We start from the raw sequence: 26,367 nt of genomic DNA on the forward strand, positions 1-26,367 counted from the left end.
ATGACCATCGACGAGATCATCGGGCACCTCACCACACTCGACGGCGTCCTGACGCTGCGGCCGAGCCCAGGCGACGGCTCCCCCGAAATCGCCTGGGGCGACTCATTCTTCTACTACGCACCGGATGGCGAAGTCCCGGCCAGGACTCAGCCGTTCGCCACCATCGTGACCAAGAACTATCCGGGCGACGACCGATCGCAGCTCGACCGCCCGGGCAGCTTCCGCCTGAATATCAGCGTCGGCCCGGAGGTCTTCCGCGAGTGGACCGGCCGCAACCCCCGGGACGCGAAATCCGTCGAGGACGATCCGAGTGCACGCGACACCGTAATCGCCCACCCCGTGTACGACACCGTGGGATGGCTGGCAGTCGTCGACCCGGGAACGCGCACTACGCCGACGATCCGGGACCTGCTCCGGATCGCGTACGACCGCGCCCGCTCGCGTACCGAGAAGAGACGGTAGGAACTCACACCGGGCCACCGGCAGCCGTCGAATACGCCTCCGTGAAGTGCCGTCGTGATCGCCGACCGTGGCAGATGTGGCAATGGCCGGGACCCAGCAGGCCCGGACCGACGCCGACCGATCCGGGCGTCAGCGGCCGCCGCCGGATCCACAACGTGTGTCCCGCCGACCACCGGTTGTGGCTACCGCTGCGTGGCCGGCCCGCCGGCTCACATACGGCGCAGGGCGGCAATGCGTTCGGTCAACTGATCTGTTGTGGCGAGGGCCGTGGGCGGGCCGCCGCACTGGCGGCGCAGGTCCCCGTGGATGACCCCGTGTGGTTTGCCCGTGCGGTGGTGGTGCATCGCGACCAGGCTGTTGAGTTCGCGGCGCAGTTCACCCAGCTTGTCCGCGGTCGCCACCCGCTCCGCGGCATTGCCGGCGGAGACGGTAGCCGGTGCCGCGGGTTCCGGTGCGGGCTTGGAGCGTTCGGCGACCTGACGGGCCTGACGCTCCCGCAGGAGTGCGCGCATCTGCTCGGCATCGAGCAGGCCCGGGATCCCCAGATAATCCTCCTCCTCGGCACTGCCGGAGAAGGTTGCCGTGCCGAACGAGGACCCGTCGTAGATCACCTGATCGAGTTCGGCGTCGGCGGCCAGCGGCACGAACCGTTTCTCTTCCTCACCCGGTTCGTCGCGCTGCTTGTTCGCCTCGGCCAGCAACTCGTCGTCGAGACCGTTCTTCTCCCGATGCGGCTTCCCGATCACATGGTCGCGCTGCACCTCGAGCTGGGCGGCCAGGTCCAGTAGAACCGGGACCGAGGGCAGGAACACGCTGGCCGTTTCGGCGCTCCGGCGGGCACGCACGAAACGGCCGATGGCCTGCGCGAAATACAACGGCGTCGAGGCGCTGGTGGCGTACACCCCAACCGCAAGCCGCGGGACGTCCACGCCTTCGGACACCATCCGCACCGCGACCATCCACGGCTGGGTACCGGCCGCGAACTCACCGATCCGGGCCGAGGACGCCGGATCGTCGGACAGTACCAGCACGGGTTTGTTACCCGTGAGATGTTCCAGGAGTTCGGCATACAACCGGGCACGTTCCTGATCGGAAGCGATCACCAGCCCGCCCGCGTCGGACATACCGCCGTCACGCAACTGCGCGAGCCGCATATCAGCGGCGCGCAGGACGGCGTAGATCCAGTCGCCCGCGGGGTCGAGCGCGGTACGCCACGCCCGGGCGGTCTGCTCGGCGTTCAACGGTTCGCCGAGCCGGGCCGTGTACTCCTCGCCCGCACTGTCGCGCCAATGCGCCTCACCCGAATACGCGAGGAAGACCACCGGGCGCACGACACCGTCGGCCAGCGCCTCCGAGTAGCCGTAGGAATGATCCGCCCGTGAACGCGGCAGCCCTGCCTCATCGGGTTCGTAGGTGACGAACGGGATCTGGCTGTCGTCGCTGCGGAACGGAGTACCGGTGAGCGCCAGCCGCCGGGTGGCGTCGCCGAAGGCCTCGGCCACCGCGTCACCCCAGCTCTTGGCGTCGCCGGCGTGATGGATCTCGTCCAAGATCACCAGAGTGCGGCGGTTCTCCGTGCGCACCCGATGCTTGAACGGATGTGCCGCTACCTGGGCGTAGGTGACGACCACGCCGTGATAGTCCCCCGAGGTTCCGCCGGTCGTATTCGAAAAATTCGAGTCCAGGGCGATCCCGGAACGCGCCGCCGAGGCGGCCCACTGGTGTTTGAGATGCTCGGTCGGCGCGACGACAGTGATCTGGTCCACCGTCCGATCGGCCAGCAGTTCGGCCGCTACCCGCAGCGCGAACGTGGTCTTACCGGCGCCCGGGGTGGCGACGGCCAGGAAATCACGGGGTTTGGTGGCCAGATAACGGGTCAAGGCGCGCCGCTGCCAGGCACGCAGGGATGCGCCCGGAACTGCCGTCGCCGTGGCGCCGCTCGTATCGGTCACGGAGACAAACACTAGCGGCCACCGCCGCGATGGTGCCAAACCGGCGCGACGGGTGTCACACACCTCTATCGTGCTGCGCGGGGGAACCGATGATTCACCTGCCGACCGCCGACACGTTCGCCATGCGCCACACCACGGGGTGCGCGGGTACGAGATGCTGGACTGACCATGCACAGCTACGGAAACGAACACGGGAGCCCGCGCCGGGATACCTCGTGGCTGCGGCATGCCCTGCTCCAGACCCGGCGGCTGATCGTCCGAGTGGCTGTGAAGTCGTGGAACGATTCGATCTTCGCGAAATCCGCCGCCGCGGCGTTCTGGCAGACGTTGTCGCTGGTACCGCTGTTGTTCGGACTGCTGGGCGGCCTGGGGTACGTCAGCGGCCTGTTCGGACCCGACACCGTCGAGATCGTCGAATCGAAAATCCTGACCTTCAGCCGCGATCTCTTCAACCCCAGCGTTGTCACCGATCTCATCGAGCCGACCGTCCGCGATGTCCTCGGCGAGGGTCGCGCGGCATTCGTCTCGGTCGGCTTCGTGCTCTCGCTCTGGGCGGGCTCGTCGGCCATGGCGACCTTCGTCGACGCCATCGTCGAAGCACACGGCCAGCAGGATGCGCGCCACCCTGTCTGGCAGCGCATCTTCGCCCTGCTGTTGTACGTGCAGTTCTTGATCGCGGCGGTGTTCATCCTCCCGCTGATCGCGCTGGGGCCGGTACTGATCGGCCGGATCCTGCCCGACACCTGGCGCGAACCCGGGCTGCGGCTGATCGATTCCTTCTACTACCCCGCGGTGGGGCTACTGCTCATCGTCGGCCTGGCCACGCTCTATAAATTTGCCCTGCACAGCTCACTGCCGTACCACCGATTGTTCTGGGGTGCGCTGCTCGCCGGGGTGTTCTTCATGGCAGCCAGCGAAGTGCTGCGCCGCTATCTCACGCTGGTCACCCGCACCGGGGTCACCTACGGCGCGCTGGCCACCCCGATCGCCTTCCTGCTGTTCACGTTCTTCCTCGGTTTCGCGGTGATCCTCGGCGCCGAGTTCAATGCCGCCGTACAGGAGTTCTGGCCGGCCCGCGCGACCCGGATCGAACAGTTCAAGGCATGGCTGGCCAAACGACGCGATACGCCGCCGGGAGAGGACCACGAGCCCCCGGAACCGGGTGCGCACCGGATCCCGCCACAGCATCGCGGGCACGCGCGCCACAACGGCACCGGTGGCAAACCGGCGCCGTCGACGATGCGCTGATACGCGCTCAGTCGCCCTTGCGCAGCTGCTCGTAAACCTTCTTGCATTCGGGGCAGACCGGCGAGCCGGGCTTCGCCGAGCGCGTCACCGGGAACACTTCACCACACAGCGCGACCACCATCGTGCCCATCACGGCACTTTCGGCGATCCGGTCCTTCTTCACGTAGTGGAAGAACTTCGGGGTGTCGTCACCGGTGGTTTCGTCGGTGGTCGTATCGGGGCGAACCAGAGTATCGGTACTCACGCACTCCATGATGCCGTACCGCGCGACAGTCCTCACGCACCACCGGGTACCCACCGGGGTTACGCCCACGCCGCGGTAGTGCAAGACTCGAAGGTATGCAGCAGCACGGCGAAGACTCCGGGCGCGGCCCGGAGCATATCGACGCCGGTGCGAGCGGTCTCGGTGAAGACATCGACGCACCGCGACCGGCCCGTCCCACCCGTTCGTCCGGATACTTTCCCGGTGACGACGCGAAACACGCGGCACTGATCACCGAGGCGGCGCCTTCCTTCGAAGATCAGCATCGCGCCCGGGTACGCCGCTACACGATCATCATGGCGTTCCGGATTCCCGCACTGATCCTGGCCGGTATCTCCTACTCCGTCTTCGGGAGCCCCCTGGTCGCGATCCTGATCATGGCGGCATCCGTCCCCCTGCCGTGGGTGGCGGTGCTCATCGCCAACGATCGTCCACCCCGGGACAAGAACGAACCCAGCCGCTGGGACCGCCCACGCACCGCGCTCGAGGAACGCCGCCACGACGCGATCGACGGTTAGCCCGCACCGGTGTCCGGACACCGGTGGCGCCGCACGCGAGTGGCAGAGTACTGCTGTGCCCATCCACGGACCGACCGTCGCATCGCCACTGACCGCACTCTGCCCGGACCTGCGCACGGCCCTGACCCGTGTGGGGTACGACGCCGACACTCTGCTCGAGGTCCTGGGGCCCGAGGCACACAGCGCACTCGGGCGTGGTGAGCCGGTCCCCGTACGGCGCGTCGCACGTACCGCGGGCGACCTGGGCACGCTGGTGCGGCTGCTACTGCTCGGCGACGCGGTCCCGGAAAAGGAAGTTGCCGCGGCACTCGCGCCGGTCACGGTGGGCGATGCCGTCGAGGCCGGACTCCTGTACACCGAGGGCGACCGGGTGCGCGCCGCCCTCGACCTGCGCCCGCTCGATACCGGCGCGGGTAATCGCTGGGTTCTGTCCGATCTCGACGATTCGATGCACCGCCGGACAATGACCGCGGACCACGTACTCGGCGTCGGCCATGCCTCGCTATCGCTGCTGCGGGCGACCCCGACCGCTGTCGTCGGATCGGCGCTGGATCTCGGTACCGGCTGCGGTGTCCAGGCAGTGCACGCCGCCGGTTACGCCCGTTCGGTGACCGCCACCGATATCAACCCGCGCGCCCTGTGGCTGGCCGAAGCCACCGCCGCCCTGAACAAGCTCGACCTCGAACTACTCCCCGGATCGTGGTTCGAGCCGGTGGCCGGACGACGGTTCGATCAGGTGGTCGCCAATCCACCGTTCGTCGTCGGCCCGGCCCGGATCGAGCACACCTACCGAGACTCCGGGCTGGCCCTCGACGGGGCGAGCGAACTGGTGATCTCCCGCGTCCCGGGCCTGCTCGCGCCCGGCGGGACGGCGGCCGTACTCGCGGCCTGGGTACATACCGGGAACGAGGACTGGCGGCAGCGCGTTTCGGGGTGGCTGCCCACATACGGAATCGACGCATGGGTCGTCCAGCGCGATATCGCCGACCCCGCGCTCTACGTCGGCACCTGGTTACGCGACGCCGGCCTGGATCCGCGGAGCCCAGCGGCACAGGAACGGGCCGAGGAATGGCTCACCGCCCTCGACGGGGCCGGCGTCACCGGAATCGGGTTCGGGTTCGTCTACCTGCGTGCGTTCGACGGGCCGACCGAGGTCATGGCCGAAGATCTGACCCACGGTTTCGAGGACCCGCTCGGCGCGGAGGCGCTCGCCCATTTCGAACGGTCGGCCTGGTTGCGTGCGGTGGCAGCAGACCCGGCCGTCGCCTGGAACTCCCGCTACCGGGTCGATGCGGCGACCGCACTGGAACGGGTCTACCTGCCCGGCGACGACGGCTGGGACCAGCGGGTGGCCCGCCTGCACCGCGGCGACGGACCGCGCTGGCAACACGAGGTCGACGAGACCACCGTCTCCCTGCTGGCGGGAATGCGATCCGATGGTCTGCCGTTGCACGAACTGATCGAACTGCTGGCACTGTCCCAAGGATCCGACGAGGTGGACCCGGAATTCGCCGCGGCGGCGCTGGGAGTGGTGACGGGCTTGGTGCGGCACGGACTGGTACACCCGGTCTGAACGCCCGCTCGGGGCGGTGGCCGTTCCCGGTGTCCCGGACCCTTCCGTTCTCAGGAACTTCTCAGAACGCGATGCCGAAAACCGCAGTTCAGAGCGGTTTAACCGTGCCCCGCGAGGGAACTTTCCCTATGTCGGGTCCGTTGTTCGGAGTGAGACACCACCGACAGGAGGCAAGTCATGACAAGCCCCGCCACCACTCGTGTGCGCCCCAGTGATATGGACCTCGACGCCCAGAGCCCCGCCGCCGACCTGGTACGCGTGTACCTGAATGGGATCGGACGGACCGCGCTGCTCACGGCCGCCGACGAAGTGGAACTGGCCAAGCGCATCGAGGCGGGTCTCTATGCCCAGCACCTGCTGGAGACCGGCAAGCGTTTGTCGGCGACCCGCAAGCGTGATCTGGCGATCGTCGTCCGGGAGGGCCGGGCGGCACGGTCGCACCTGCTCGAAGCCAACCTGAGGCTGGTCGTCTCACTGGCGAAGCGGTACACCGGCCGCGGAATGCCGTTACTGGACCTGATCCAGGAGGGCAACCTCGGCCTGATCCGCGCGATGGAGAAGTTCGACTACGCCAAGGGTTTCAAGTTCTCCACCTACGCCACCTGGTGGATCCGCCAGGCGATCACCCGCGGTATGGCCGACCAGAGTCGCACGATCCGGCTCCCGGTTCATCTCGTGGAGCAGGTCAACAAGCTCGCCCGGATCAAGCGCGAACTGCATCAGCAGCTCGGCCGGGAAGCCACCGACGCGGAACTGGCCGCCGAATCGGGTATTGCGGTCGAGAAGATCGCCGATCTACTCGACCACAGTCGCGACCCGGTGAGCCTGGATATGCCGGTCGGCAACGACGAGGAAGCTCCGCTGGGCGATTTCATCGAGGATTCGGAGGCAACATCGGCCGAAAGCGCTGTGATCGCCGGCCTGCTGCACCGCGATGTCCGCAGTGTGCTGAACACCCTCGACGAACGTGAACAGCAGGTCATCCGGTTGCGGTTCGGCTTGGACGACGGGCAGCCGCGCACCCTCGATCAGATCGGAAAACTGTTCGGCCTGTCCCGTGAACGGGTCCGCCAGATCGAGCGCGAGGTCATGTCGAAACTCCGCAAGGGCGAACGGGCCGACCGGTTGCGCGCCTACGCCAGCTGAGCCCGCAGAATACCGATAATCCACGATGACCGGCCCCCAACGGCCGGTCATCGGCCGTTGGGGCGCTCCGAATCATCCGGCGCCGGGCTTGCCGGCACCTATCGTGAGTCAACCCATTTCATCCCAGGCGCCGCGGGCCGGTATCGAAACGGCTGGGCTGCGGGCCGATCCGGGCGCGGGCATACAGGATCGCGGCCGATTCCGGACTGGCCAGTACCGGTTCGCAGGACAATTCCCGCATTTCGGGGAGATCGTCGAACAGGGCCGATATACGGCGGGTCAGATCGATCAGGGCGGCCTTGTCGACTCGGGGGCTGGCCGGTGTGCCGTTCAGCAGCGGCGCGGCCCGGGGGGCATCGATCAGGGCGGCGGCTTCCTCTGCCGACAGTGGTAGCGCACGATAGGCGCGGTCCCCCAGAAGTTCGATGATCGGTCCCGACAGTCCGAATTCGATGACCGAACCGAACGCCGGATCGTCCTGCACCCGCAGCACGCAGCCGACGCCTTTAGGCGCCATGCGCTGGATATGCAGGAGCGGATCGCCACATAATTCCACCAGATCACGGTAGGCCTGGCGTACCGCTTCCGGACGCCACAAATCCAAGCGCACCCAGCTCATATCGGGCCGCCGCCGCCAGCTCTCGTTCGTCGCCTTTGCCGCCACCGGATACCCGAGTTCGGCGGCCGCGGCCACCGCCGAATCGACATCGCGGACCGCGCGGAAGTCGACGACAGAGATTCCGTAGCAGGCAAGTAGCGTAACGGTCTCATCGTCGGCCAGTCGGCGGCCGTCACCCGAATCGGCCATCCATCCCGCCATCAGCGCGACCGCTCGTTCACTGTCGATCCCGGCTGGACGATTGTGTTCGGCCTCCGGCCGGCCGGTGCCGTCGTGTCCCGGCGTGGCCGGACGATCGCGCCAGCGGGCGTAACGCTGTACCCGCGCCAATGCCCGCACCGCACGTGCCGGATCCGGGAACGACGGGATGGAGCCGCGGATCGCCGCCGCTCCGGGGCCACGCACCGCGAGCAGATCGGGAATACCATCCCCGCTGGCAAACGTGGTGAGTACCGGCTTGTCGCCGGATACGGTGGCCACTGCGGTGCGGATCGCTTCCGCATAACCGGTCTGCGGCAACGGGATCGGCGGCGCGAAAATGACGATCACCGCGTCGGTTTCGTCCGAACGCAGGGCCGCGGTCACTGCGGTGAGGTAATCCTCGGGCATTGCCTGCGGCCCGAGATCCACCGGTTCCGCAGCATTCAGCCCCTCACTGCGTGCGGCGTCGGCGGTGAGCCAGTTGAGCGCCGTACTGTTTCCCACGATCGCCGGACGCGGACCGCGTGGTAGCGGCTGGTAACCCAGCAGCGCCGCACAGTCGAACATCTCCGAGATCGACTCCGCCTGAACGACACCGGATTGTGCGAACAGATCGCGGACGACGGCGCGGTCCAGCTCCCCGTCCGAATTCCCGCGCGCCGCCAACCGGCTGGGGCTCACGGCCACGATCGGTTTGTTCCGCGCGACCCGGCGCGCGATCCGGGAGAACTTCCGCGGGTTACCGAAACTCTCCAGGTACAGCAGGATCACATCGGTATCGGCATCGGTATCCCAGTACTGCAAGAGGTCGTTACCGGAAACATCGGCACGATTACCGGCGGATACGAAGGTGGACAAGCCCAGATTCCGAGTGGCTGCCTCGGCCAGGATCGCCACGCCCAAAGGGCCCGACTGGCAGAAGAACCCGATTCGCCCGCGACCGGGTAGCACGGTAGCCAGGGTCGCGTTGAGGCCGATTGCGGGATCTGTATTGGCGATACCGAGGGCGCTGGGGCCCACTACCCGCATCCCGTGACCGCGGGCAGCCGCGACCAGTTCCGCTTCGGGCCCGCGGCCCTGCTCCCCGGTTTCGCTGAATCCGGCGGACAATACGAGCAAGCCTTTGACGCCCTTGGCCATACAGTCGTCGAGCACGGAGCCGATCTCGGTAGCGGGTACCGCCACCACCGCCAGATCCACCTCGTCGGGGATATCGCGCACCGTGGGATAGGCGTGCACTCCGCGGACCGAACGGCGGCCGGGATTCACCGGATACACGGCACCGTGGTACGAACCGTCGAGCAGATTCGCCAGCACCACTCCGCCGACCCGTCCCGTACTGGGTGTGGCACCGATAACCGCCACCGAACGCGGCGCGAGCAGGTTGCCGACGCTACGGGCCTCCGAGGCCCGCTCCCGCGCATCCCGGACCGAACGCAGGGCTTCGGTGGGATCGATGGCGAACTCGAGATGCAGCACCGACCCGTCACGGCTGCGTTCCACCTGGTACCCGGCCTCGCGGAACACGGTGACCATTACCGTGTTCTCCGCGAGCACCTCCGCGACGAAGGTTTCGATCCCGTTCTCCGCCGCCGCCCCTGCCAGATGCTCCAGCAGGATCGAACCGAGGCCGCGGCCCTGGTGACCGTCCGCCACGACGAACGCGACCTCCGCGGAGCGCTTGCCCGAGCGATCGAGCAGTTCGTACCGGCCCACGGCGATGATCGAATCCCCGAGCACGACGACCAGCCCGACCCGATCGTGATAGTCGACGTGGGTGGTGCGGTACAGATCCTTCGGCGAGATCCGCGGGTACGGCCCGAAGTAGCGCAGGTATCGGGTGCGTTCGGAGAGCGCGGTGTGGAACCGCTGCAGTTCGTCGGCGTCCGCGGGCGTGATCGGGCGTAACCGCACCACGCCGCCGTCGGAGGCCAGAACATCGGCGTACCAGTGCTGTGGCGCGGGGGCCGGCTCGTCGGGAACTGTTTCGGCCGATTCAGTCACGCGGGTCCTCCGGATCCAGGCCGAGCGGGCCGAAGCACGCGCGGCGGGTGGCGAGGACGGCGGTATCGACCGCACGCTGCGCGCGGTCGATCCGGGCGTCCCCGGTTTCCGCGGTGCCCCCTGGGCCGTCCCAGCGCTGGAACGCGATATCCACACCGTCGCCCATCGTGCGGGGCGGCGATATCCGCGGCCTTTCGGTTTGCACGAGATCGATCCAATCCTGCGGTATCGCAGTCGCCGGGTCCACCGGACGGTCCAGCGCGAGGGCCAAGAGCTGGGTCCACGCCCGCGGCACGACCCGGACCAGGCCGTACCCGCCACCGCCGACGGCCAGCCAGCGGCCCTCGGCGTACCGGTCGGCCAGATCCCGCATGGCGGCGAAGGCGGCCACCTGGCCCTCGACACCGAGTTCGAGATCGGCCAGCGGATCCTCCCGGTGGGTGTCGACTCCGCACTGACTGATGATCAGCTGCGGCCGGAACGCCGCGATCGCGCCGGGTACGACTGCATGGAAGGCGCGCAGCCATTGCGGGTCGCGGGTACCCGGTAGCAGCGGCAGGTTGATCGCGGTGCCGTCGCCGGATCCACTACCCGTTTCCTCCGGCCACCCCGTATTCGGCCACAATGTCGCGGGGTGCTGGTGGATCGAGAGGGTGAGTACGCGCGGATCCCGGTAGAACGCGTGCTGGACGCCGTCACCGTGGTGGACATCCACGTCGATGTAGGCGATCCGGTCGAAACCGTGGTCGAGCAGCCAGGAGATGGCCACCGCGACGTCGTTGTACACGCAGAAGCCGGCCGCTCGTCCCGGCATGGCATGGTGCATCCCGCCGCCGATGCTCACCGCGCGCCGGGAACTTCCCGCCGCGATCGCCCGAGCTGCGGCCAGCGTGCCGCCCACGATCACCGATGAGGCCTCGTGCATCCGGGGGAAGACCGGATTGTCGGTGGAGCCGAGGCCGTAGGGCGGGTCGGCCGATTCCTCGCCGGGAGCAGCGGGTACCGCCCGGCGTACCGCCTCGATGTAGTTCCCGGTGTGCACCCGGAGCAGCTCGCCGGTATCGGCCGCGGCCGGCTCCAGCGTTTCGATACCGTCCAGCACGCCGAGCGCACGCGCCAGCGCCATGGTGTACCGCAGCCGGGCCGGTTTCATCGGGTGCTCGGGCGTCCACGAGTACTCGAGGAACCGGTCGGTCCACACGACGGTCGCCGCCTGCGGGGCGCCGCATTCTGCCTGCCGTGCTGAAGTGGCCATGATCGCAACCGTATCGGGAAGGGCGGAACCCCATCCGACGTTGTCATGCAGTAGAAATACATGTATGTGCGACAGCGGCGCCGAACCGCGCGCCGCCGGTATTCCCATCGCGTCATGCGACCCGCTCCGTCCGACCGGGGTCGCTGGTGCGCAGGTAGAATTCGTGCCGACGAAGGGGCAACAGTGAAGGATCTGGTCGACACCACGGAGATGTATCTCCGTACCATCTACGACCTCGAGGAGGAGGGCGTAGTACCCCTGCGCGCCCGGATCGCGGAGCGCCTCGAGCAGAGCGGGCCGACCGTGAGTCAGACCGTGGCACGGATGGAGCGCGACGGGCTGCTCCTGGTCGCGGGTGACCGGCATCTCGAGCTGACCGATAAAGGCCGCAGCATGGCGGTTGCCGTGATGCGCAAACACCGGCTGGCCGAACGGCTGCTCGTCGATATCATCGGCCTCGACTGGCAGAACGTGCACGCCGAGGCCTGCCGCTGGGAACATGTGATGAGCGAGGAAGTCGAGCGGCGGCTGGTCGAGGTGCTCAACCATCCCACCACCTCGCCGTACGGCAACCCCATACCCGGGCTGGACGAACTCGGTATCAATGCCGATCTGTTCGAGGAACCACTGAAGCGGCTCTCCGAGTTGCCGCAGGGCCGGACACATGCCGTGGTGGTGCGACGACTGGCCGAACATATCCAGACCGACCCGGAAGTGATCGGCCGATTGCGGGAGGCCGGTGTCGTACCCGATGCCCGCGTAACGGTCGAGAGCAAACCGGGCGCCGTGGTGATCACCGTTCCGGGGCACGGGGGTTTCGAACTTCCCGACGAAATGGCCCACGCCGTCCAGGTAAAGCTGGTCTGATCCGTGGAACTCTTGATCACCGGCGGTGCCGGTTATGTGGGTGGCGTATGCGCGCACGTCCTGCGCGAGCAGGGACACGATGTGGTGGTCGTGGACGATCTGTCGACCGGTAATGCGGACGGGGTGCCCGCGGGCGTCGAATTCGTCGAAGGTGATATCGCCGAGGTCGCGCCGGATCTGCTGCACACCCGGCGCTTCGACGGTGTTCTGCATTTCGCGGCGCAGTCGCTGGTCGGTGAATCGGTACAGCAGCCGGAGAAATACTGGCACGGCAACGTGGTGAAAACCCTCACGCTGCTCGAGGCCATCCGGAAGACCGGAACTCCGCGCCTGGTGTTCTCCTCGACGGCAGCGGTGTACGGCGAACCGGAGCAGGTTCCGATCACCGAGGATGCGCCCGCCCGGCCCACCAATCCCTATGGTGCATCCAAACTGGCCATCGATCATGCCATCACGTCGTATTCGGTGGCGCACGGCTTGGCCGCTACCAGTCTGCGCTATTTCAATGTGGCCGGCGCCTACGGCGGCCTCGGCGAGAACCGGGTGGTGGAAACCCATCTGATCCCGCTGGTGTTGCAGGTCGCGGCGGGCCATCGGGATTCCATCTCGGTGTTCGGTACCGATTGGCCCACGCCGGACGGGACCGCGGTGCGCGATTACATCCACATCCTGGATCTGGCGCAGGCCCATCTGCTGGCCCTCGAATCCGCTGCTGCGGGCACCCACCGGGTGTTCAATCTCGGCAGCGGCACCGGGTTCTCGGTGCGCGAGGTGATCGCAGCGTGCCGCCGCGTCACCGGCCGACCGATCAACGCGGTCGACGCGCCCCGCCGTGCGGGTGATCCGGCGGTGCTCATCGCCTCCAGCCGCCGGGCGGTCGACGAGCTCGGCTGGCAGCCCGCACACAACGATCTCGACGAGATCGTCTCCGCCGCGTGGGCATATCTGCAAGGCCTCGGCTCGCGTGCGCACAGCGCCCGCTGACCCCGGCGCACCGTTCACCACTGCGGGGCATCCATATCGACGCCGAGTGTGAGGGCACAGTCCTTGCCGCACCGCGCCAGGTCGCGGACACGTTCGGGACGCATCTCGGTCTCCAGCGCGGTGTGCAGCAGGGCGGCCATGGAATGATGCGGGTCCGCGTCGAGGGCGGCGTCCAGGGCGATCCCGGCGAACGGGCCGTCGCCACGGACGTAGGCGAAATAGCCCAGCAGCATGGCTGTTTCGGCGCGATCGGCACCGCCGAGCGCGCGCGCCAGCCGGGACCACACTTGCTCGGCAGCCTCGGCGTGCACGGTTGCGGCAAGCGCAAACATGCAGTCCCGCAGTTCCCGGTCGCGCAGCGCCACCGCAATATCGGCCAGTTCGCGGGCGGCGAGATCGGCACCGGATTCGGTGTTCGAAATCAACCAGAGCACGGTGACGAGTTCACCGTGCAGGAATCCGATCGGATCCTCGCGCCGGGCGGCTGCGACGTAACGGTCCTTTGCCCGGTCCTGCGCTGCGCCCAGTTCGGCCGAAACCTGTTCGCACAATGCGGGGTCCGGCGCGATCAGTGCGGTGAGCTCGCCTCGGCACCGCCGAATCGGCCGACCGTCCAGGACTCGATTCAGCGTCACCCGAGAGGCCACCGGATCGGCGATGAGACCGCGGTGACCCGGGTCGGTAAGACTCCACCAGGGCCGGCCGTTGCAGATCGAGTGGGCAGCCCATACGGCCCGCACCGGGACCGCGGCGGACTCCATTCGGCGCTCCAATGCAGTGAGGACCGGAATCGGTTGCGGTAGCGATCCTTCCGGATCCGGCAATCCCTCGTCGACGAGTACGACGAGAACCCCCACGACACCGGGCCGGGCGCATACCCGCGATGCCGCCGCGGCAACGGTGCCCTCATCGGAGGGCCTCCCGGTGGCAGGCTGCCGGAGATCGAACCGGACGACGAGATCGATGACGGCGCTGTGGGGGGCGTCAGGTGCCGCACACAGCACGGCCAGCACAAGCGAACGTTCGGGACGGAAACCGAGCATGGCGGGAATCGCCGCGATGAGGTCGCCCGGATCGTCGAGCCGGGCCGGGCCCGGCCGGGCGAGCCGATCGTATTCACCCGTCGCTCCCTCGGCGCAGCGGAGCAGTGCCGCCCCGGCCGGTCTGCCACCGGCCGGGGCGGGTGACACGCCGGGCCCGGCGGCGGTCGGGGCGGGGGTCCGAACGGTCAGCGACCGGGCGGTCGGGCAACGGCCACCGGTGCCGGCCCGGGTGGCCGCCCGGCCCATGACGGCCGGACCCGGATGATCGAGTGCGCGGAGTGGAGCGGCAGGAGAGTGTGAAACGGAGGTCGGTGCGGGTGTCATGGATCGATCATGCGGCGAGGTGCTCCCAGCTCGCCGCCGTGAGCTGGGACGATGCCGAGAACAGAGAAGTCTGTGGATAACGTCGGGTTGTGCACGGATTGGCCGTCCCGGGGGCGTAGATGCGGCGGCAGGAAGCCATCGGAGCCGAAAACGGTACATCGGCGGGACGGCTGTGCCACACTCCCTTCGTTCACCGGCCGCGCAGCACCCCGATCCGGCATCGAGCCCGCTCGGGGCCGGGAATTCACCGGCGTCGGCCGCTGTTGTCACCGCAGAGAGCCGATGCACGGCCCCGTGTGGCTGTTCATCGTCATGGGGGACAATGAAGTGTGATTCGCGGCTCGTGGCGCGGCAGCGGACACAACAGTTGCCCGACCGGCCCGCCGACGGATCGCGCAGGAAGGAGTACGCGATGGACTACGAGTCGCGAATGTACGAACTGGAGTTCCCCGCTCCGCAGCTGTCGTCCGACGACGGCTCGGGGCCGGTTCTGGTGCACGGCCTCGAGGGTTACTCCGACGCAGGCCACGCCGTCCGGCTTGCGACGACCCATCTGCGGGAAAGCCTCGAAAGCGAACTGGTCGCATCGTTCGACGTCGACGAGCTGCTCGACTACCGATCGCGGCGCCCGTTGATGACCTTCAAGACGGATCATTTCGCCGACTACGCCGAACCCGAACTGAACCTGTGGGCGGTGCGCGATACCGCGGGCACGCCGTTCCTGCTCCTCGCCGGGATGGAACCCGACCTGCGCTGGGAAAAGTTCACCACTGCGGTACGGCTGCTGGCCGAACAACTCGGGGTGAGCCGCAGTATCGGCCTCAGTGCCATTCCGATGGCGATTCCGCATACCCGCCCGCTGGGTGTGACGGCGCATTCCTCGAACCGCGATCTCATCCCGGACAATCAACGCTGGCCTGGTGAGCTGCAGGTTCCGGCCAGCGCCTCCACTCTCCTGGAGTACCGGATGGCCCAGCACGGCCACGAATCGCTGGGGTTCTCGGTGCACGTTCCGCATTATCTGGCGCAGACCTCCTACCCGGAGGCCGCGCAGACGCTGCTCGAACATCTCGGCGAGAACTCCGGGCTGCAATTCCCGCTGGCGGCCCTCGGCGAGGCCGCGGCGCAGGTCCGCGAACAGGTCAACGAACATATCGCCGGCAATGCCGAGGTGGAGACGGTCGTCCAGGCGCTGGAGCGCCAGTACGACACCTTCGTCACCGCCCAGGAACGCCAGTCCAGTTTGCTGGTCGGTGAGGGTGAGCTGCCCAGCGGGGAGGAACTGGGTGCCGAGTTCGAACGCTTCCTCGCCGAACAGGGTGGCTACTCCGACGACGAGCAGAACTGATCGAAGCGGTCACCGGCACACGACCACCGTGCCGGTGACCGGGACCGGGGACGACGTAGGGTGTCCCGGGTGGATCTGACCGAACTGCTGGAGATACCGGGAACCGACGCCGACGCGTTGTACGAGTCGTTCGCGATATGGGCAGCCGATCAGGGGACACCGCTGTATCCGGCGCAGGACGAGGCGCTGATGGAGCTGGCGTCCGGCTCCCATGTCATTCTCTCCACCCCGACCGGTTCGGGGAAATCACTGGTCGCGGTCGGCGCCCACATGTTCGCCCTGGCAGGGAGTCGGCGTACGTATTACACCGCCCCTATCAAAGCGCTGGTGAGTGAGAAGTTCTTCGCGTTGTGCGAGGTGTTCGGTGCGGAACGGGTCGGCATGGTGACCGGCGACGCGGCAGTCAACCCGACCGCACCGATCATCTGCGCGACCGCCGAAATCCTGGCCAACCTCGCGCTACGCGAGGGTGCGGACGCCGATATCGGCCAGGTGGTGATGGATGAATTCCACTTCTACGCCGACCCCGACCGAGGCTGGGCCTGGCAGGTGCCGCTGCTGGAGCTACCGAACGCACAGTTCCTGCTTATGTCCGCGACGCTCGGCGAGGTCGATTTCTTCGCGACCGACCTGGAGCGGCGCACCGGTCGCAGTGCCGCGGTGGTGGCGGGTACCGAGCGGCCGGTACCACTGAATTTCTCCTACGCCCGCACACCGGTCACCGAAACCCTCACCGAACTCGTGACCACCCATCAGGCACCGGTCTATGTCGTGCATTTCACCCAGGCCGCCGCGCTGGAGCGGGCGCAAGCCCTGACCAGTGCGAACTTCGCCAGCCGGGCCGAGAAGGACGCGATCGCCGAGGCGCTCGGCGAGTTCCGGTTCTCTTCCGGGTTCGGGCGGACGCTGTCGCGGCTGATCCGGCACGGAATCGGCGTGCACCATGCGGGGATGCTGCCCAAGTACCGGCGGCTGGTCGAACGCCTCGCGCAGGACGGACTGCTGAAAGTCGTCTGCGGCACCGACACGTTGGGTGTAGGCATCAACGTACCGATCCGCACGGTGTTGCTGACCGGGCTCACAAAGTTCGACGGTGTCCGAACCCGGCGGCTCAAGGCCCGCGAATTCCATCAGATCGCCGGCCGCGCCGGGCGGGCGGGTTTCGACACGATGGGCACTGTGGTGGTGCAGGCGCCCGAGCACGAGGTCGAGAACGCCCGACTGCTGGCGAAGGCCGGTAACGATCCCAAGAAGATGCGTAAGGTGCAGCGCCGCAAACCGCCCGAAGGTTTCGTGTCGTGGAGCGAGGAAACCTTCCAGCGGCTGGTCACCGCCGCGCCCGAACCGATGGTGTCGCGGTTCGCGGTGACCAACGCCATGCTGCTGAACGTGATCGCACGTCCCGGCAACTGTTTCGACGCGATGCGCCATCTGCTGGAGGACAATCACGAACCGCGTCCCGCGCAGCGGCGGCATATTCTGCGGGCCGTGCGGTTGTACCGGGCACTGCGCGATGCCGAGGTGGTGCAACAGCTGCCGGAACCCGACGAACAGGGCCGTTACGCCCGCCTCACCGTGGACCTGCAGCGCGATTTCGCCTTGGACCAGCCGCTGTCGCCGTTCGCCCTGGCCGCGTTCGAACTACTCGACCGGGATTCGCCGAACTATGCGCTGGATATGGTGTCGCTGGTCGAGGCCACGCTCGAGGATCCGCGCCAGCTGCTGATGGCCCAGCAACACAAGGCCCGCGGCGAGGCAGTGGCCGAGATGAAGGCCGAGGGAATCGACTACGACGAGCGGATGGAACTGCTCGAGGAAATCACCTGGCCGAAACCGCTGACGGAACTGATCGAGGGAGCCTACGAGACCTACCGGGCCGGGCATCCTTGGCTGTCGGAGTTCGCACCGTCTCCGAAATCGGTGGTGCGGGATATGGTCGAGCGGGCGATGACCTTCACCGAGCTGATCTCCTATTACGAGTTGGCCCGGTCGGAAGGCGTTGTCCTGCGGTATCTCGCCGACGCTTACCGGGCGCTGCGGCGCACTGTGCCGGAGGCGGCGCGGACCGAGGAATTGGACGACCTCACCGAATGGCTGGGCGAGCTGGTGCGCCAGGTGGATTCGAGCCTGCTCGACGAATGGGAGCAGCTGACGGGCGCGGGCGCCGAAACCGATGCCGGACAGCTCGCGTTCGGTGCCGAAACCGTCCGTCCCATCACGGCAAACGAACGCGCCTTCAAGGTGATGGTGCGTAACGCGATGTTCCGCCGGGTCGAACTGGCAGCCCGCCGCCGCTGGGCCGAGCTGGCAGAGCTGTCCCCGGGACCGGACTGGGTGGCCGATCTGGAACCCTATTTCGCCGAATACGACAGTATCGGCGCCGGCCCGGACGCCCGCGGTCCGCAACTGTTCCGGATCGAGGCACGCCCCGGTTTCTGGCAGGTACGGCAGATCATCGACGATCCGGCCGGCGATCACGGCTGGGCGATTGTCGCCACCGTGGATCTGGCCGAATCCGATGCCGCGGGCGATGTGGTGTTCGACGAGGTCACGGTGGTAGCCGGGTGACCGCCGAGGACGAATGAGTAAGGTCGAGGGGTCGTGACGGCGGAGTTCACCGGCCGGCATGTGCTGGCCGAGTTCGGCGGGGTCGACAGTGCGCTGTGCGACGACCTGGACCGGCTCAGGGCAGCCCTGCACGCGGCGCTGACCACCGCGGGCGTCACCATCTGCGAAATGGTGAGCAAGCAGTTCGAACCGCACGGGGTCACCGTGCTGGCGTTGCTCGCCGAATCACACGCTTCCCTGCACACCTATCCGGAGACCGGCGATATCTTCGTCGATGTCTTCACTTGCGGGACCTCCGCCGACGGCGCCGAAGCAGTCGCCGCGCACCTGCGCGCCGCACTGGCACCGCGCCGGGTGCAGATCTCGACGGTGCGGCGCGGCCGGGCGCCGGACAGGGGCGGGGCGCGAGTTATCGGCGGATGACTCGCCGCTCGGCCACTGGGAATGTACGGGCAGGTGAGTGCGCCGACGTGCCGGGTACTGCGCAGGCAGAGTCGCGACCGGCCGAACGAGCGGGAACCGGCCGGCTCAGCCGAACGCGGCGGCAGCCAGCATGTAGGCCATCCCGAGATCCATGATCACGTGCGGTAGTACTCCCAGCGGTAGTCCACGTCCCGGCGCAGCCGTATGCACCGCCCACCACAGACGGTCCCCGCGCAGCGCCGTCACGGCCACCGCGACCGCGTCGGCCAGGAACAACAGTGCGAGGATCGTCACCGGCACACCCCCCGGCCCGCCGCCGTGCCCGCCGGCGGAATGACCCGACATGGTTGCCAACATCACACCGGCCGCGATGAGGTGATAACCGAGCGCACCGGCCTGCCCCGGGCGAGATGAGCGGCTCCCCACGACCCGGGCCGCCAACAGCAGGCCGAAGACCAGCGTCATCGCGAGCAGCACACCGTGCAGAGCGTGGGCGTGAACCTGAACAGGGAACAACACCATGACCGACATCACGGCACACATCAGCAGATGCGCCGCATCGGATTCGTGGTCGCTGTCCGCGCTTCCACAGCCTGCGCCGGCGGGGTCCCGCTGTCCGGCGTGCGCCTGTCGCGACGTCATCCGGGCCGCCACCATGGCGGCAGTGATGGTGAACGCAAGCGCGGCACACACTCGTAGCGCCGTCTGATCGAGGCCGAATTCACCCATGCTGCATTGCCTTTCGCAAACGGATCCCGCCATCGGACATGGTCGCACGGCCTCCCCGGTCAAGGCAGGACTTCGATCGGAACGGGAACGAACAACCGATCGCGGCGCGGCTCAGCCGCCGGCACGCGGGCACTGTCGTTCGTGCGCAGCACGGTCGCGCGACCGCCGCAACCTCGATCGCGAGACGACCGCCGCCGGTGGCCGTCCGGGGTTTCGTTACGCTGGTTGTCGCAATGACCAGGACTGCCGTCACTCACCGGGAGCTTCGTACCCGGTTGGCCTCACTCACCCTCCGCGACGAACACCGGCTGGGCAAACAGCTCGCCCGGGTACGGGGCGGCGATCTCACCCGGATCGAATCCGAGATCGGCGCCGCCGAACAACGCGTCGCCGCGCGGCGCGCGGCGCTACCGTCGCTCACCTACCCTGAGCAACTCCCGGTGACAGCGCGGCGCGCCGATATCGCCGCCGCCATCGCCGCCAACCAGGTGGTGGTCGTCGCCGGGGAGACCGGGTCCGGTAAGACCACGCAGATCCCGAAGATCTGCCTCGAACTGGGCCGGGGTATCCGCGGTGCGATCGGACACACCCAGCCGCGGCGGCTGGCGGCCCGTACGGTCGCGGAGCGGATCGCTACGGAGCTGGACACCGAACTGGGTGACGCGGTCGGCTACACGGTGCGGTTCACCGACCAGGCGGCCGAGCACACCCTGGTCAAGCTGATGACCGACGGCATCTTGCTTGCGGAGATCCAGCGCGACCGCATGTTGTGGGCATACGACACGATCATCATCGATGAGGCCCATGAGCGCAGCCTCAATATCGACTTCCTGCTCGGTTATCTGAAGCAGCTGCTGCCGCGCCGGCCGGATCTGAAGATCATCATCACTTCGGCCACCATCGACCCGGAGTTGTTCGCCCGGCATTTCGCGGACGAGGCGGGTGATCCGGCACCGATCGTCGAGGTGTCGGGCCGCTCGTATCCCGTCGAGCTCCGGTACCGTCCGCTGGCACTGCCGGTCGCGGCGGATACCGACGACGACGAGGACCGCGCGGTGGATCGCGACCCGGTCGACGCCATCTGCGATGCCGTGGTCGAACTGTTCGCCGAGGGCGACGGCGATGTGCTGGTATTCCTGTCCGGTGAACGGGAGATCCGCGATACCGCCGACGCCCTCACCGATCTGAAACTCCCCCGCACCGAGATCCTGCCGCTGTTTGCGCGGCTGTCGGCGGCCGAACAGCACCGGGTCTTCGCACCGCATACCGGACGCCGGGTGGTTCTGGCGACGAATGTCGCCGAGACCTCGCTGACGGTTCCCGGGATCCGCTACGTCGTCGACCCCGGTACCGCGCGTATCTCCCGGTACTCGATGCGGACCAAGGTACAGCGGCTGCCGATCGAACCGATTTCCCAGGCCTCGGCGCGGCAGCGGTCGGGTCGCTGCGGCCGGGTGGTAGACGGTATCTGCGTCCGCCTGTACTCCGAGGACGATTTCGATGCCCGCCCGATGTTCACGGATCCGGAGATCCTGCGCACCAATCTCGCCGCGGTCATCCTGCAGATGACCGCACTGGGCCTAGGCGATATCGAACGATTCCCGTTCGTCGAGGCGCCGGACAGCAGGGCGGTCCGCGACGGCGTCGCACTGCTCGAGGAACTCGGTGCCCTGGTCGGCCGGACAGCGGAACCGCGGACCGCCGGCTCGCCGGCCGCCCGCGCCGGAGACGGCTCGGTCTCGGCAGACGCTCGTGGCCCGGCCCCCGGGGACCGACCGGGCACCGGCACTCGGTCCGCGGCGGAGCCCGCCACACCGGAGGAACGGGTCGAGTCCAGCGGCCCGGAAGCGGACTCCACGAAGTCTCGTCCGGGCCGGCGCCGGACAGGTTCAGGTAGCCCGGAATCGGGGCATACGCTCACCGCGACCGGGCGGGAGATGGCCAGGTTGCCGGTGGATCCTCGGATGGGCCGCATGCTCGTAGAGGCGCACCGCACCGGCTGTCTGGCCGATGTGCTGGTGATCGTGGCCGCGCTGTCGATCCAGGACGTCCGCGAACGGCCGGCCGACCAGCAGCAGGCCGCCGATACCGCACACGCCCGGTTCAGTGTTCCGAACTCGGATTTCCTGGCGTATCTGCGGCTGTGGGAGTACCTCGACGGTCAGCGACGGGCCCTGTCCTCCAACCGGTTCCGGCGCATGTGCCGGGAAGAATTCCTACACTATCTGCGAATCCGCGAATGGCAGGATCTCTACGGCCAGTTGCGCACCATCACCAAGAGCATGGGCTGGTCGCTGCACGACGGTTCGGCCGAAGCCGCGCCGGCGCAACGCACCGCCCAGGGGGAAACCTCCGACAGGACCACCGATTCCCGGCGACGGGGTCGCCACACCAGGAAACCGGGGCACAAAGAAGGCGGCCGCGATACCCGTGCCGCTCGATCCCTGCCGACCGGACCACGGCCGCTCGACGAGATGACACCCGATACCGATCCCTGGGATTCGACGGCGATCCATCAAGCGCTGCTCTCGGGCATGCTGTCGCATATCGGTGTCCGCGAGGCCGAATCCCGCGAGTTCCTGGGTGCCCGCAATGCCAAGTTCATGATCTTCCCGGGATCCGGGCTGGCCAAGAAGCCGCCGCGTTGGGCGATGGCGGCGGAACTGGTGGAAACCTCCCGGCTGTGGGGTCGGATGGCGGCCCGGATCGAACCGGAGTGGGCCGAACAGCTCGCCGGAGACCTGGTGAAACGCCACTACTCCGAACCACATTGGTCGGCGCGGCGCGGCACCGCCCGCGCCTACGAACGCGTGACGCTCTACGGGGTTCCCCTGGTCACCGGCCGGCTCGTCGATTACGGCCGGATCGACCCCGAAACCACCCGGGAACTGTTCCTGCGCCATGCCCTGGTCCAGGGCGAATGGCAGACCCGGCACGAGTTCTTCCAACGCAACCGCGCCCTGCTCGACGATATCGCCGATCTGGAGCACCGGGCCCGGCGCCGTGACATCCTCGTCGACGACGAGGTGCTGTTCGATTTCTACGATCAGCGGATACCGGCCGATATCGTCTCGGTCCGGCATTTCGACACCTGGTGGAAAGCCGCCCGGCACAACGACCCGCACCAGCTCGATTTCACCACCGACGCCGTGGTCAACGAGGGCGCCGACCGGCTGGACCCGGCGGCTTTCCCGGACACCTGGCGTCAGGGAGAGTTGTCGTTCCCGTTGACCTACCAGTTCGAGCCGGGACAGGCCGACGACGGTGTGACGGTGTGGATTCCGGTCGCGCAACTGGCCCATGTCCGGGCGGTCGGATTCGACTGGCTGGTGCCCGGGGTGCGGGCGGAACTGGCCGCGGCGCTCATCAGGACCCTGCCCAAACAGTTGCGGCGGACAGTGGTGCCCGCCCCGGATTTCGCCGCTGCTGCGCTGGCCACGCTCACTCCCCGCGCCGAACCGTTGCGCACCGGACTGGCCCGGGAGCTCACCCGGCTTGCGGGTATCCCTATCGCCGCGGCCGACCTGAACCCCGCCGCGCTCCCGGACCATCTCCGTATGACATTCGCCGTCGTCGACGTCGGTGGCCGGGTCCTCGACACCAGCAAAAGTCTCGCCGAGCTCAGAACCCGGCTGTCCGAGCAGGTTTCGGCGTCGGTGGCGGCGGCGACAGCCGGAGCCGAACGAACTGCCGCCACCGTGTGGACATCGGAATCGCTGGGGACCCTGCCCGCGACGGTGCGCCGGGAGGTCGGCGGTCAGCCGATCACCGGTTATCCCGCGCTGGTACCCGAACCCGACGGTGTCGCGGTCCGGGTGCTCAAAACACCGGGCGAACAAGCCCGGGCAATGCGCGCCGGAACGCGGGCACTTGTGCTCGCCGCGATCCCGACATCCGCCCGTGCGGTCACCGCCGGCCTGTCACCGGCGGACCGGTTGGTGCTGAGCCAGAATCCGTACGGGTCGGTGGACGCGCTGGTGGAGGATTGCCGCGCAGCCGCCGCCGATCAGCTCATCACCGCCGCCGGTGGACCGGTCCGCGACCCGGATCGGTTCGACCGGCTCGTGGCGCAGATCCGGCCGAAGTTCAACGAGGTGGTGGGCCGGATAGTCCGCCTGGTGATCCCGGTACTCGCCGCGGCACACGAGGTTTCGGCCACACTGGCGGGGGTCCGGGAACCCGATATCGCCGCCGACGTGCGAGAGCAGCTGACGGAACTGGTATTCGACGGTTTCGTCTCGGAGTGGGGTCCGGCGCGGTTGCGGGAGCTCCCCCGCTACCTGCGGGGCGCCACCGCCAGGCTCACGGCGCTGCCCGCGTCGGCCGACCGCGACCACCGAGCCATGACTGAGCTCGACGCGGCGGCCGAGGTCTACGATCGGCTGATCGCCGGTTTGCCGGAATCACGGCAGCGCGCACCCGAGGTCACCGAGATCTGGTGGATGATCCAGGAATTGCGGGTGAGTCTCTTCGCCCAGAAGCTCGGCACACCGTATCCGGTGTCGGTCAAGCGGATTCACAAGGCGGCAGATGCTGTCCGGCGCTGAGGACGATCACCACCGCGGGCGATGCGACGACCGTCGAATATCGTCACCGGCCCGCCGAGTTCGACGATGCTGCGGTCGCGGTGGATAACCGGGTCGAAACGCCGACGGCCGCCCTCCGGCCGACCCCGCGGGGCTGTCGGTGGCCGGACCGATGGGCCGGCACCGGATGGTGGCTTCGATCCCGCGGTGTCGCAGCCAGATGCGGTTGCTGCGACTGGAGTAAGCCTCGTCGGCGAGTTCTCGATTCATGGGTACACAGACGCGGGCAGTTGTCACATGAGCAGCGACTCGAGCTCCGGGAGCCGGCCGAACAGGTCGGGAAGGCCGCACACGCCGTTGCGCACGGACTCGTGCGACAGCGCCAGTTCTGGGCCGGTGCTTGTCTCGGCACCGGCAAGGCAACGGAGGATGTTCCATCTCATGTGCCCCAACCAGCCGCCGATCATGAATACAAACCAGCTCGGGCCTGATGGCGGCAGCGTTCCGCCCCCTGCGACATAGCCGTCGAGGACCGAGCGGAAAATGGCGGGCCGGAGGTCGTCGAAGCCAGGTCCCTTCGCGAGGCTGAGTGCGGTCGAGCCGAGCTCACTGGACAAGTCGAGCAGTCCCGAGAGCTCCCAGTCGAGCACTACAGGCCGCCCCTCTCGAGCGAGCAGGTTCCACGGTTGGATGTCCTTGTGGGTCAGCACGACGGGGCCTGGCCGTTCGCAGGTGTCGACGAAGTGGGCAATCGCAAGGAATGTCTCGACGTGCGAGGCGAGTTCTTCGGCCCACGGCTGTCCGGTCGCCGCCGCCCGCGCCGCGAGTTCGGACCAGTCCCGTAACGCCGGTTCCTCGATCGGCACAGGGGTCCACGCGACGTCGAGCGTGTGGATGCGTGCGAGGATCTCACCGATCTCGAACGCGTACGCCGGTGACACCGGCGCTTCGGGCACCTTTTCTCCCTCGACCCATCGGTGAACGAGCGTGTCGTGGCCGGCCGAGATCGGCTCTGGCATAGGAATTCCGGCAGCGAAGGCTGCCCGCTCAAACCTGAACACGTCCTCGACGTGATAGGCCCAGCGGCGGTCGCTCAGGTTCAGCTCCTTCACCGCGAACGCCCCTCGGTCGGTGTCGAGCCGGTACATCCGGTTGGCGAACCCGCCGTGAACGCGGCTCATCGGTTCGATCGGCGCGCCGAGATGCGAAAGGTTCACCCAGGCATGCTAGCCAGGTGTGCTGGCTCAGGACGTTGATTCCACGCTCGCGATCTCGCGGGCCAGCTGTGCAGGTCTGCCGCGCGGCCGATGCGCTGCGGGGATCGACAGAGCGGCTCGGTAATTGCGGGTGAAAGGCAGGCCGGTCACCGTCGCGTACCGGCCCGGCGGCGCCGGATCAGTCGCTGGCGGCTACCGCTGCACGCGCCCGGCGTATCTCCCGGATCTCGCGTTCGAAATCCTCGGCCGAGGTGAACGATCGGTACACCGAGGCGAAGCGCAGATACGCCACCTCGTCCAGTTCGCGGAGCGGCCCGAGTATCGCCAGACCGACCTCATGGCTCGGCACCTCGGGCGAACCCTTGGCTCGGACGGCGTCCTCGACCTGCTGTGCCAGCAGATTAAGCGCATCGTCGTCGACCTCGCGGCCCTGACAGGCACGGCGCACGCCGCGAATGACTTTTTCCCGGCTGAAGGGTTCGGTGACTCCGCTGCGTTTGACCACGGAGAGAATCGCCGTTTCCACGGTGGTGAAGCGGCGGCCGCATTCCGGGCATGCGCGTCTGCGGCGAATGGCGGCGCCTTCGTCGGCCAGTCGCGAGTCGACGACCCGGGAGTCGGGGTGTCGGCAGTACGGGCAGTGCATCCGGGGTCCTTCGTCGCTGCGAACGCTCGCGGCCGAACCAGCGGCGGCCGCGGGTCCGGCGAGCGCTGGCACCAGGTGGCTGCCCGGTACCGGGAGGGCCGGTGGCAGGCACCGGCTGATCTACATAACACATCGAGGATACCGGCATGGGGTGTGCCATGCTTTCGCTCACCCCGGGACGGCGCGCGGACGGGTGCACGACCTACCGGACTCCGGCCGCGCCACCGGGCGCCGCAGGCACTGCCACGGCCGGAATTCCGGGCCGTTCCGGGGCCGGCGGGGGCTCGGGGGCACGCAGGTGGGCAAGCGCCAGGAAGCCCGCCACCACTGCCGCGGTGAACAGGGCGGTGACCGCAGTCGCGGCGAACCCGGCACGGGCACGCTGGACGAGTTCGGCGGGTTCCGGCGCGACGGCCCGGCCCCAGGCGCCGGGTTGCGTCCGCAGGGCGGCG

General features: G+C 68.0%; 19 protein-coding genes and 1 pseudogene. 11 read left to right on the forward strand and 9 right to left on the reverse strand.

Annotation, left to right across the window (positions count from 1 at the left end; all coding sequences use genetic code 11):
• Positions 1-462, forward strand: coding sequence for a DUF6194 family protein (locus NS6_RS06665; RefSeq protein WP_068038204.1), 462 nt, complete (start codon positions 1-3; stop codon positions 460-462).
• A 209-nt stretch (positions 463-671) separates the two neighbouring features.
• On the opposite strand, the gene NS6_RS06670 is transcribed toward NS6_RS06665, so the two are convergent.
• Positions 672-2,414, reverse strand: coding sequence for a DEAD/DEAH box helicase (locus NS6_RS06670; RefSeq protein ID WP_084470774.1), 1,743 nt, complete (start codon positions 2,412-2,414; stop codon positions 672-674).
• Between the two features lie 168 nt (positions 2,415-2,582).
• Here NS6_RS06670 and NS6_RS06675 point away from each other — a divergent pair, with 168 nt between their 5' ends.
• Positions 2,583-3,662, forward strand: coding sequence for a YihY/virulence factor BrkB family protein (locus NS6_RS06675; RefSeq protein ID WP_084470666.1), 1,080 nt, complete (start codon positions 2,583-2,585; stop codon positions 3,660-3,662).
• Positions 3,663-3,669: 7 nt separating this feature from the next.
• Here NS6_RS06675 and NS6_RS06680 read toward each other — a convergent pair whose 3' ends face one another.
• Positions 3,670-3,906 (reverse strand): DUF3039 domain-containing protein, encoded by a 237-nt coding sequence (locus NS6_RS06680; protein ID WP_033242248.1) that lies wholly within the window; start codon positions 3,904-3,906, stop codon positions 3,670-3,672.
• Positions 3,907-4,001: 95 nt separating this feature from the next.
• On the opposite strand from NS6_RS06680, the gene NS6_RS06685 reads away from it, so the two are divergent.
• The 3 genes from NS6_RS06685 to NS6_RS06695 all read left to right on the forward strand — a co-directional run bounded on the left by NS6_RS06685 (position 4,002) and on the right by NS6_RS06695 (position 7,161).
• Complete coding sequence (locus tag NS6_RS06685) at positions 4,002-4,442, forward strand: DUF3099 domain-containing protein (RefSeq protein WP_084470668.1); 441 nt, start codon at positions 4,002-4,004, stop codon at positions 4,440-4,442.
• Between the two features lie 55 nt (positions 4,443-4,497).
• Positions 4,498-6,015, forward strand: a complete 1,518-nt coding sequence (locus NS6_RS06690) for a DUF7782 domain-containing protein (RefSeq protein ID WP_068037716.1) — start codon at positions 4,498-4,500, stop codon at positions 6,013-6,015.
• 177 nt (positions 6,016-6,192) lie between these two features.
• Positions 6,193-7,161 (forward strand): sigma-70 family RNA polymerase sigma factor, encoded by a 969-nt coding sequence (locus NS6_RS06695; RefSeq protein WP_068037719.1) that lies wholly within the window; start codon positions 6,193-6,195, stop codon positions 7,159-7,161.
• A 118-nt stretch (positions 7,162-7,279) separates the two neighbouring features.
• On the opposite strand, the gene NS6_RS06700 is transcribed toward NS6_RS06695, so the two are convergent.
• Positions 7,280-9,985, reverse strand: coding sequence for a bifunctional acetate--CoA ligase family protein/GNAT family N-acetyltransferase (locus NS6_RS06700; RefSeq protein ID WP_068038213.1), 2,706 nt, complete (start codon positions 9,983-9,985; stop codon positions 7,280-7,282).
• On the reverse strand, positions 9,978-11,240 hold the full coding sequence (locus NS6_RS06705) for an acetoin utilization protein AcuC (RefSeq protein WP_068038210.1): 1,263 nt from the start codon (positions 11,238-11,240) through the stop codon (positions 9,978-9,980). The genes NS6_RS06700 and NS6_RS06705 overlap by 8 nt, the downstream gene beginning before the upstream one ends.
• Before the next feature lie 183 nt (positions 11,241-11,423).
• Here NS6_RS06705 and NS6_RS06710 point away from each other — a divergent pair, with 183 nt between their 5' ends.
• Entirely contained in the window at positions 11,424-12,107 is a 684-nt protein-coding gene (locus NS6_RS06710; RefSeq protein WP_068037722.1) for an iron-dependent transcriptional repressor DtxR, read from the forward strand.
• Between the two features lie 3 nt (positions 12,108-12,110).
• Entirely contained in the window at positions 12,111-13,091 is a 981-nt protein-coding gene (galE, locus tag NS6_RS06715; RefSeq protein WP_068037725.1) for a UDP-glucose 4-epimerase GalE, read from the forward strand.
• Positions 13,092-13,105: 14 nt separating this feature from the next.
• Here the strand turns inward: galE and NS6_RS06720 are convergent, their stop codons facing one another.
• Positions 13,106-14,458, reverse strand: coding sequence for a DUF4192 domain-containing protein (locus NS6_RS06720; protein WP_157112630.1), 1,353 nt, complete (start codon positions 14,456-14,458; stop codon positions 13,106-13,108).
• 412 nt (positions 14,459-14,870) lie between these two features.
• On the opposite strand from NS6_RS06720, the gene NS6_RS06725 reads away from it, so the two are divergent.
• The 3 genes from NS6_RS06725 (at position 14,871) to speD (ending at position 18,797) form a co-directional block, all read left to right on the forward strand.
• Positions 14,871-15,806 (forward strand): PAC2 family protein, encoded by a 936-nt coding sequence (locus tag NS6_RS06725; RefSeq protein ID WP_068038219.1) that lies wholly within the window; start codon positions 14,871-14,873, stop codon positions 15,804-15,806.
• A gap of 93 nt (positions 15,807-15,899) precedes the next feature.
• Positions 15,900-18,374, forward strand: a complete 2,475-nt coding sequence (locus tag NS6_RS06730) for a DEAD/DEAH box helicase (protein WP_371859306.1) — start codon at positions 15,900-15,902, stop codon at positions 18,372-18,374.
• A gap of 33 nt (positions 18,375-18,407) precedes the next feature.
• A complete protein-coding gene (gene speD / locus NS6_RS06735) occupies positions 18,408-18,797 on the forward strand; it encodes an adenosylmethionine decarboxylase (protein ID WP_068037734.1) in 390 nt (129 codons plus the stop codon).
• Between the two features lie 105 nt (positions 18,798-18,902).
• On the opposite strand, the gene NS6_RS06740 is transcribed toward speD, so the two are convergent.
• Entirely contained in the window at positions 18,903-19,526 is a 624-nt protein-coding gene (locus NS6_RS06740) for a DUF5134 domain-containing protein (protein ID WP_068037735.1), read from the reverse strand.
• 233 nt (positions 19,527-19,759) lie between these two features.
• Here NS6_RS06740 and hrpA point away from each other — a divergent pair, with 233 nt between their 5' ends.
• Positions 19,760-24,073, forward strand: coding sequence for an ATP-dependent RNA helicase HrpA (hrpA, locus tag NS6_RS06745; RefSeq protein ID WP_068038222.1), 4,314 nt, complete (start codon positions 19,760-19,762; stop codon positions 24,071-24,073).
• A 272-nt stretch (positions 24,074-24,345) separates the two neighbouring features.
• On the opposite strand, the gene NS6_RS06750 is transcribed toward hrpA, so the two are convergent.
• The 3 genes and pseudogenes from NS6_RS06750 to NS6_RS35130 form a co-directional block, all read right to left on the reverse strand.
• A complete protein-coding gene (locus tag NS6_RS06750) occupies positions 24,346-25,269 on the reverse strand; it encodes a phosphotransferase family protein (protein ID WP_068037738.1) in 924 nt (307 codons plus the stop codon).
• 178 nt (positions 25,270-25,447) lie between these two features.
• The gene (gene nrdR, locus NS6_RS06755) at positions 25,448-25,915 is read right to left on the reverse strand and encodes a transcriptional regulator NrdR (protein ID WP_068037741.1); all 468 of its coding nucleotides are present in this window, start codon (positions 25,913-25,915) and stop codon (positions 25,448-25,450) included.
• A 202-nt stretch (positions 25,916-26,117) separates the two neighbouring features.
• Positions 26,118-26,367 (reverse strand): annotated as a pseudogene (locus tag NS6_RS35130) (hypothetical protein); the annotation flags it as partial.

It is taken from the genome of Nocardia speluncae NBRC 108251 (assembly GCF_001613245.1).
Classification (GTDB): Bacteria; Actinomycetota; Actinomycetes; order Mycobacteriales; family Mycobacteriaceae; genus Nocardia; species Nocardia speluncae.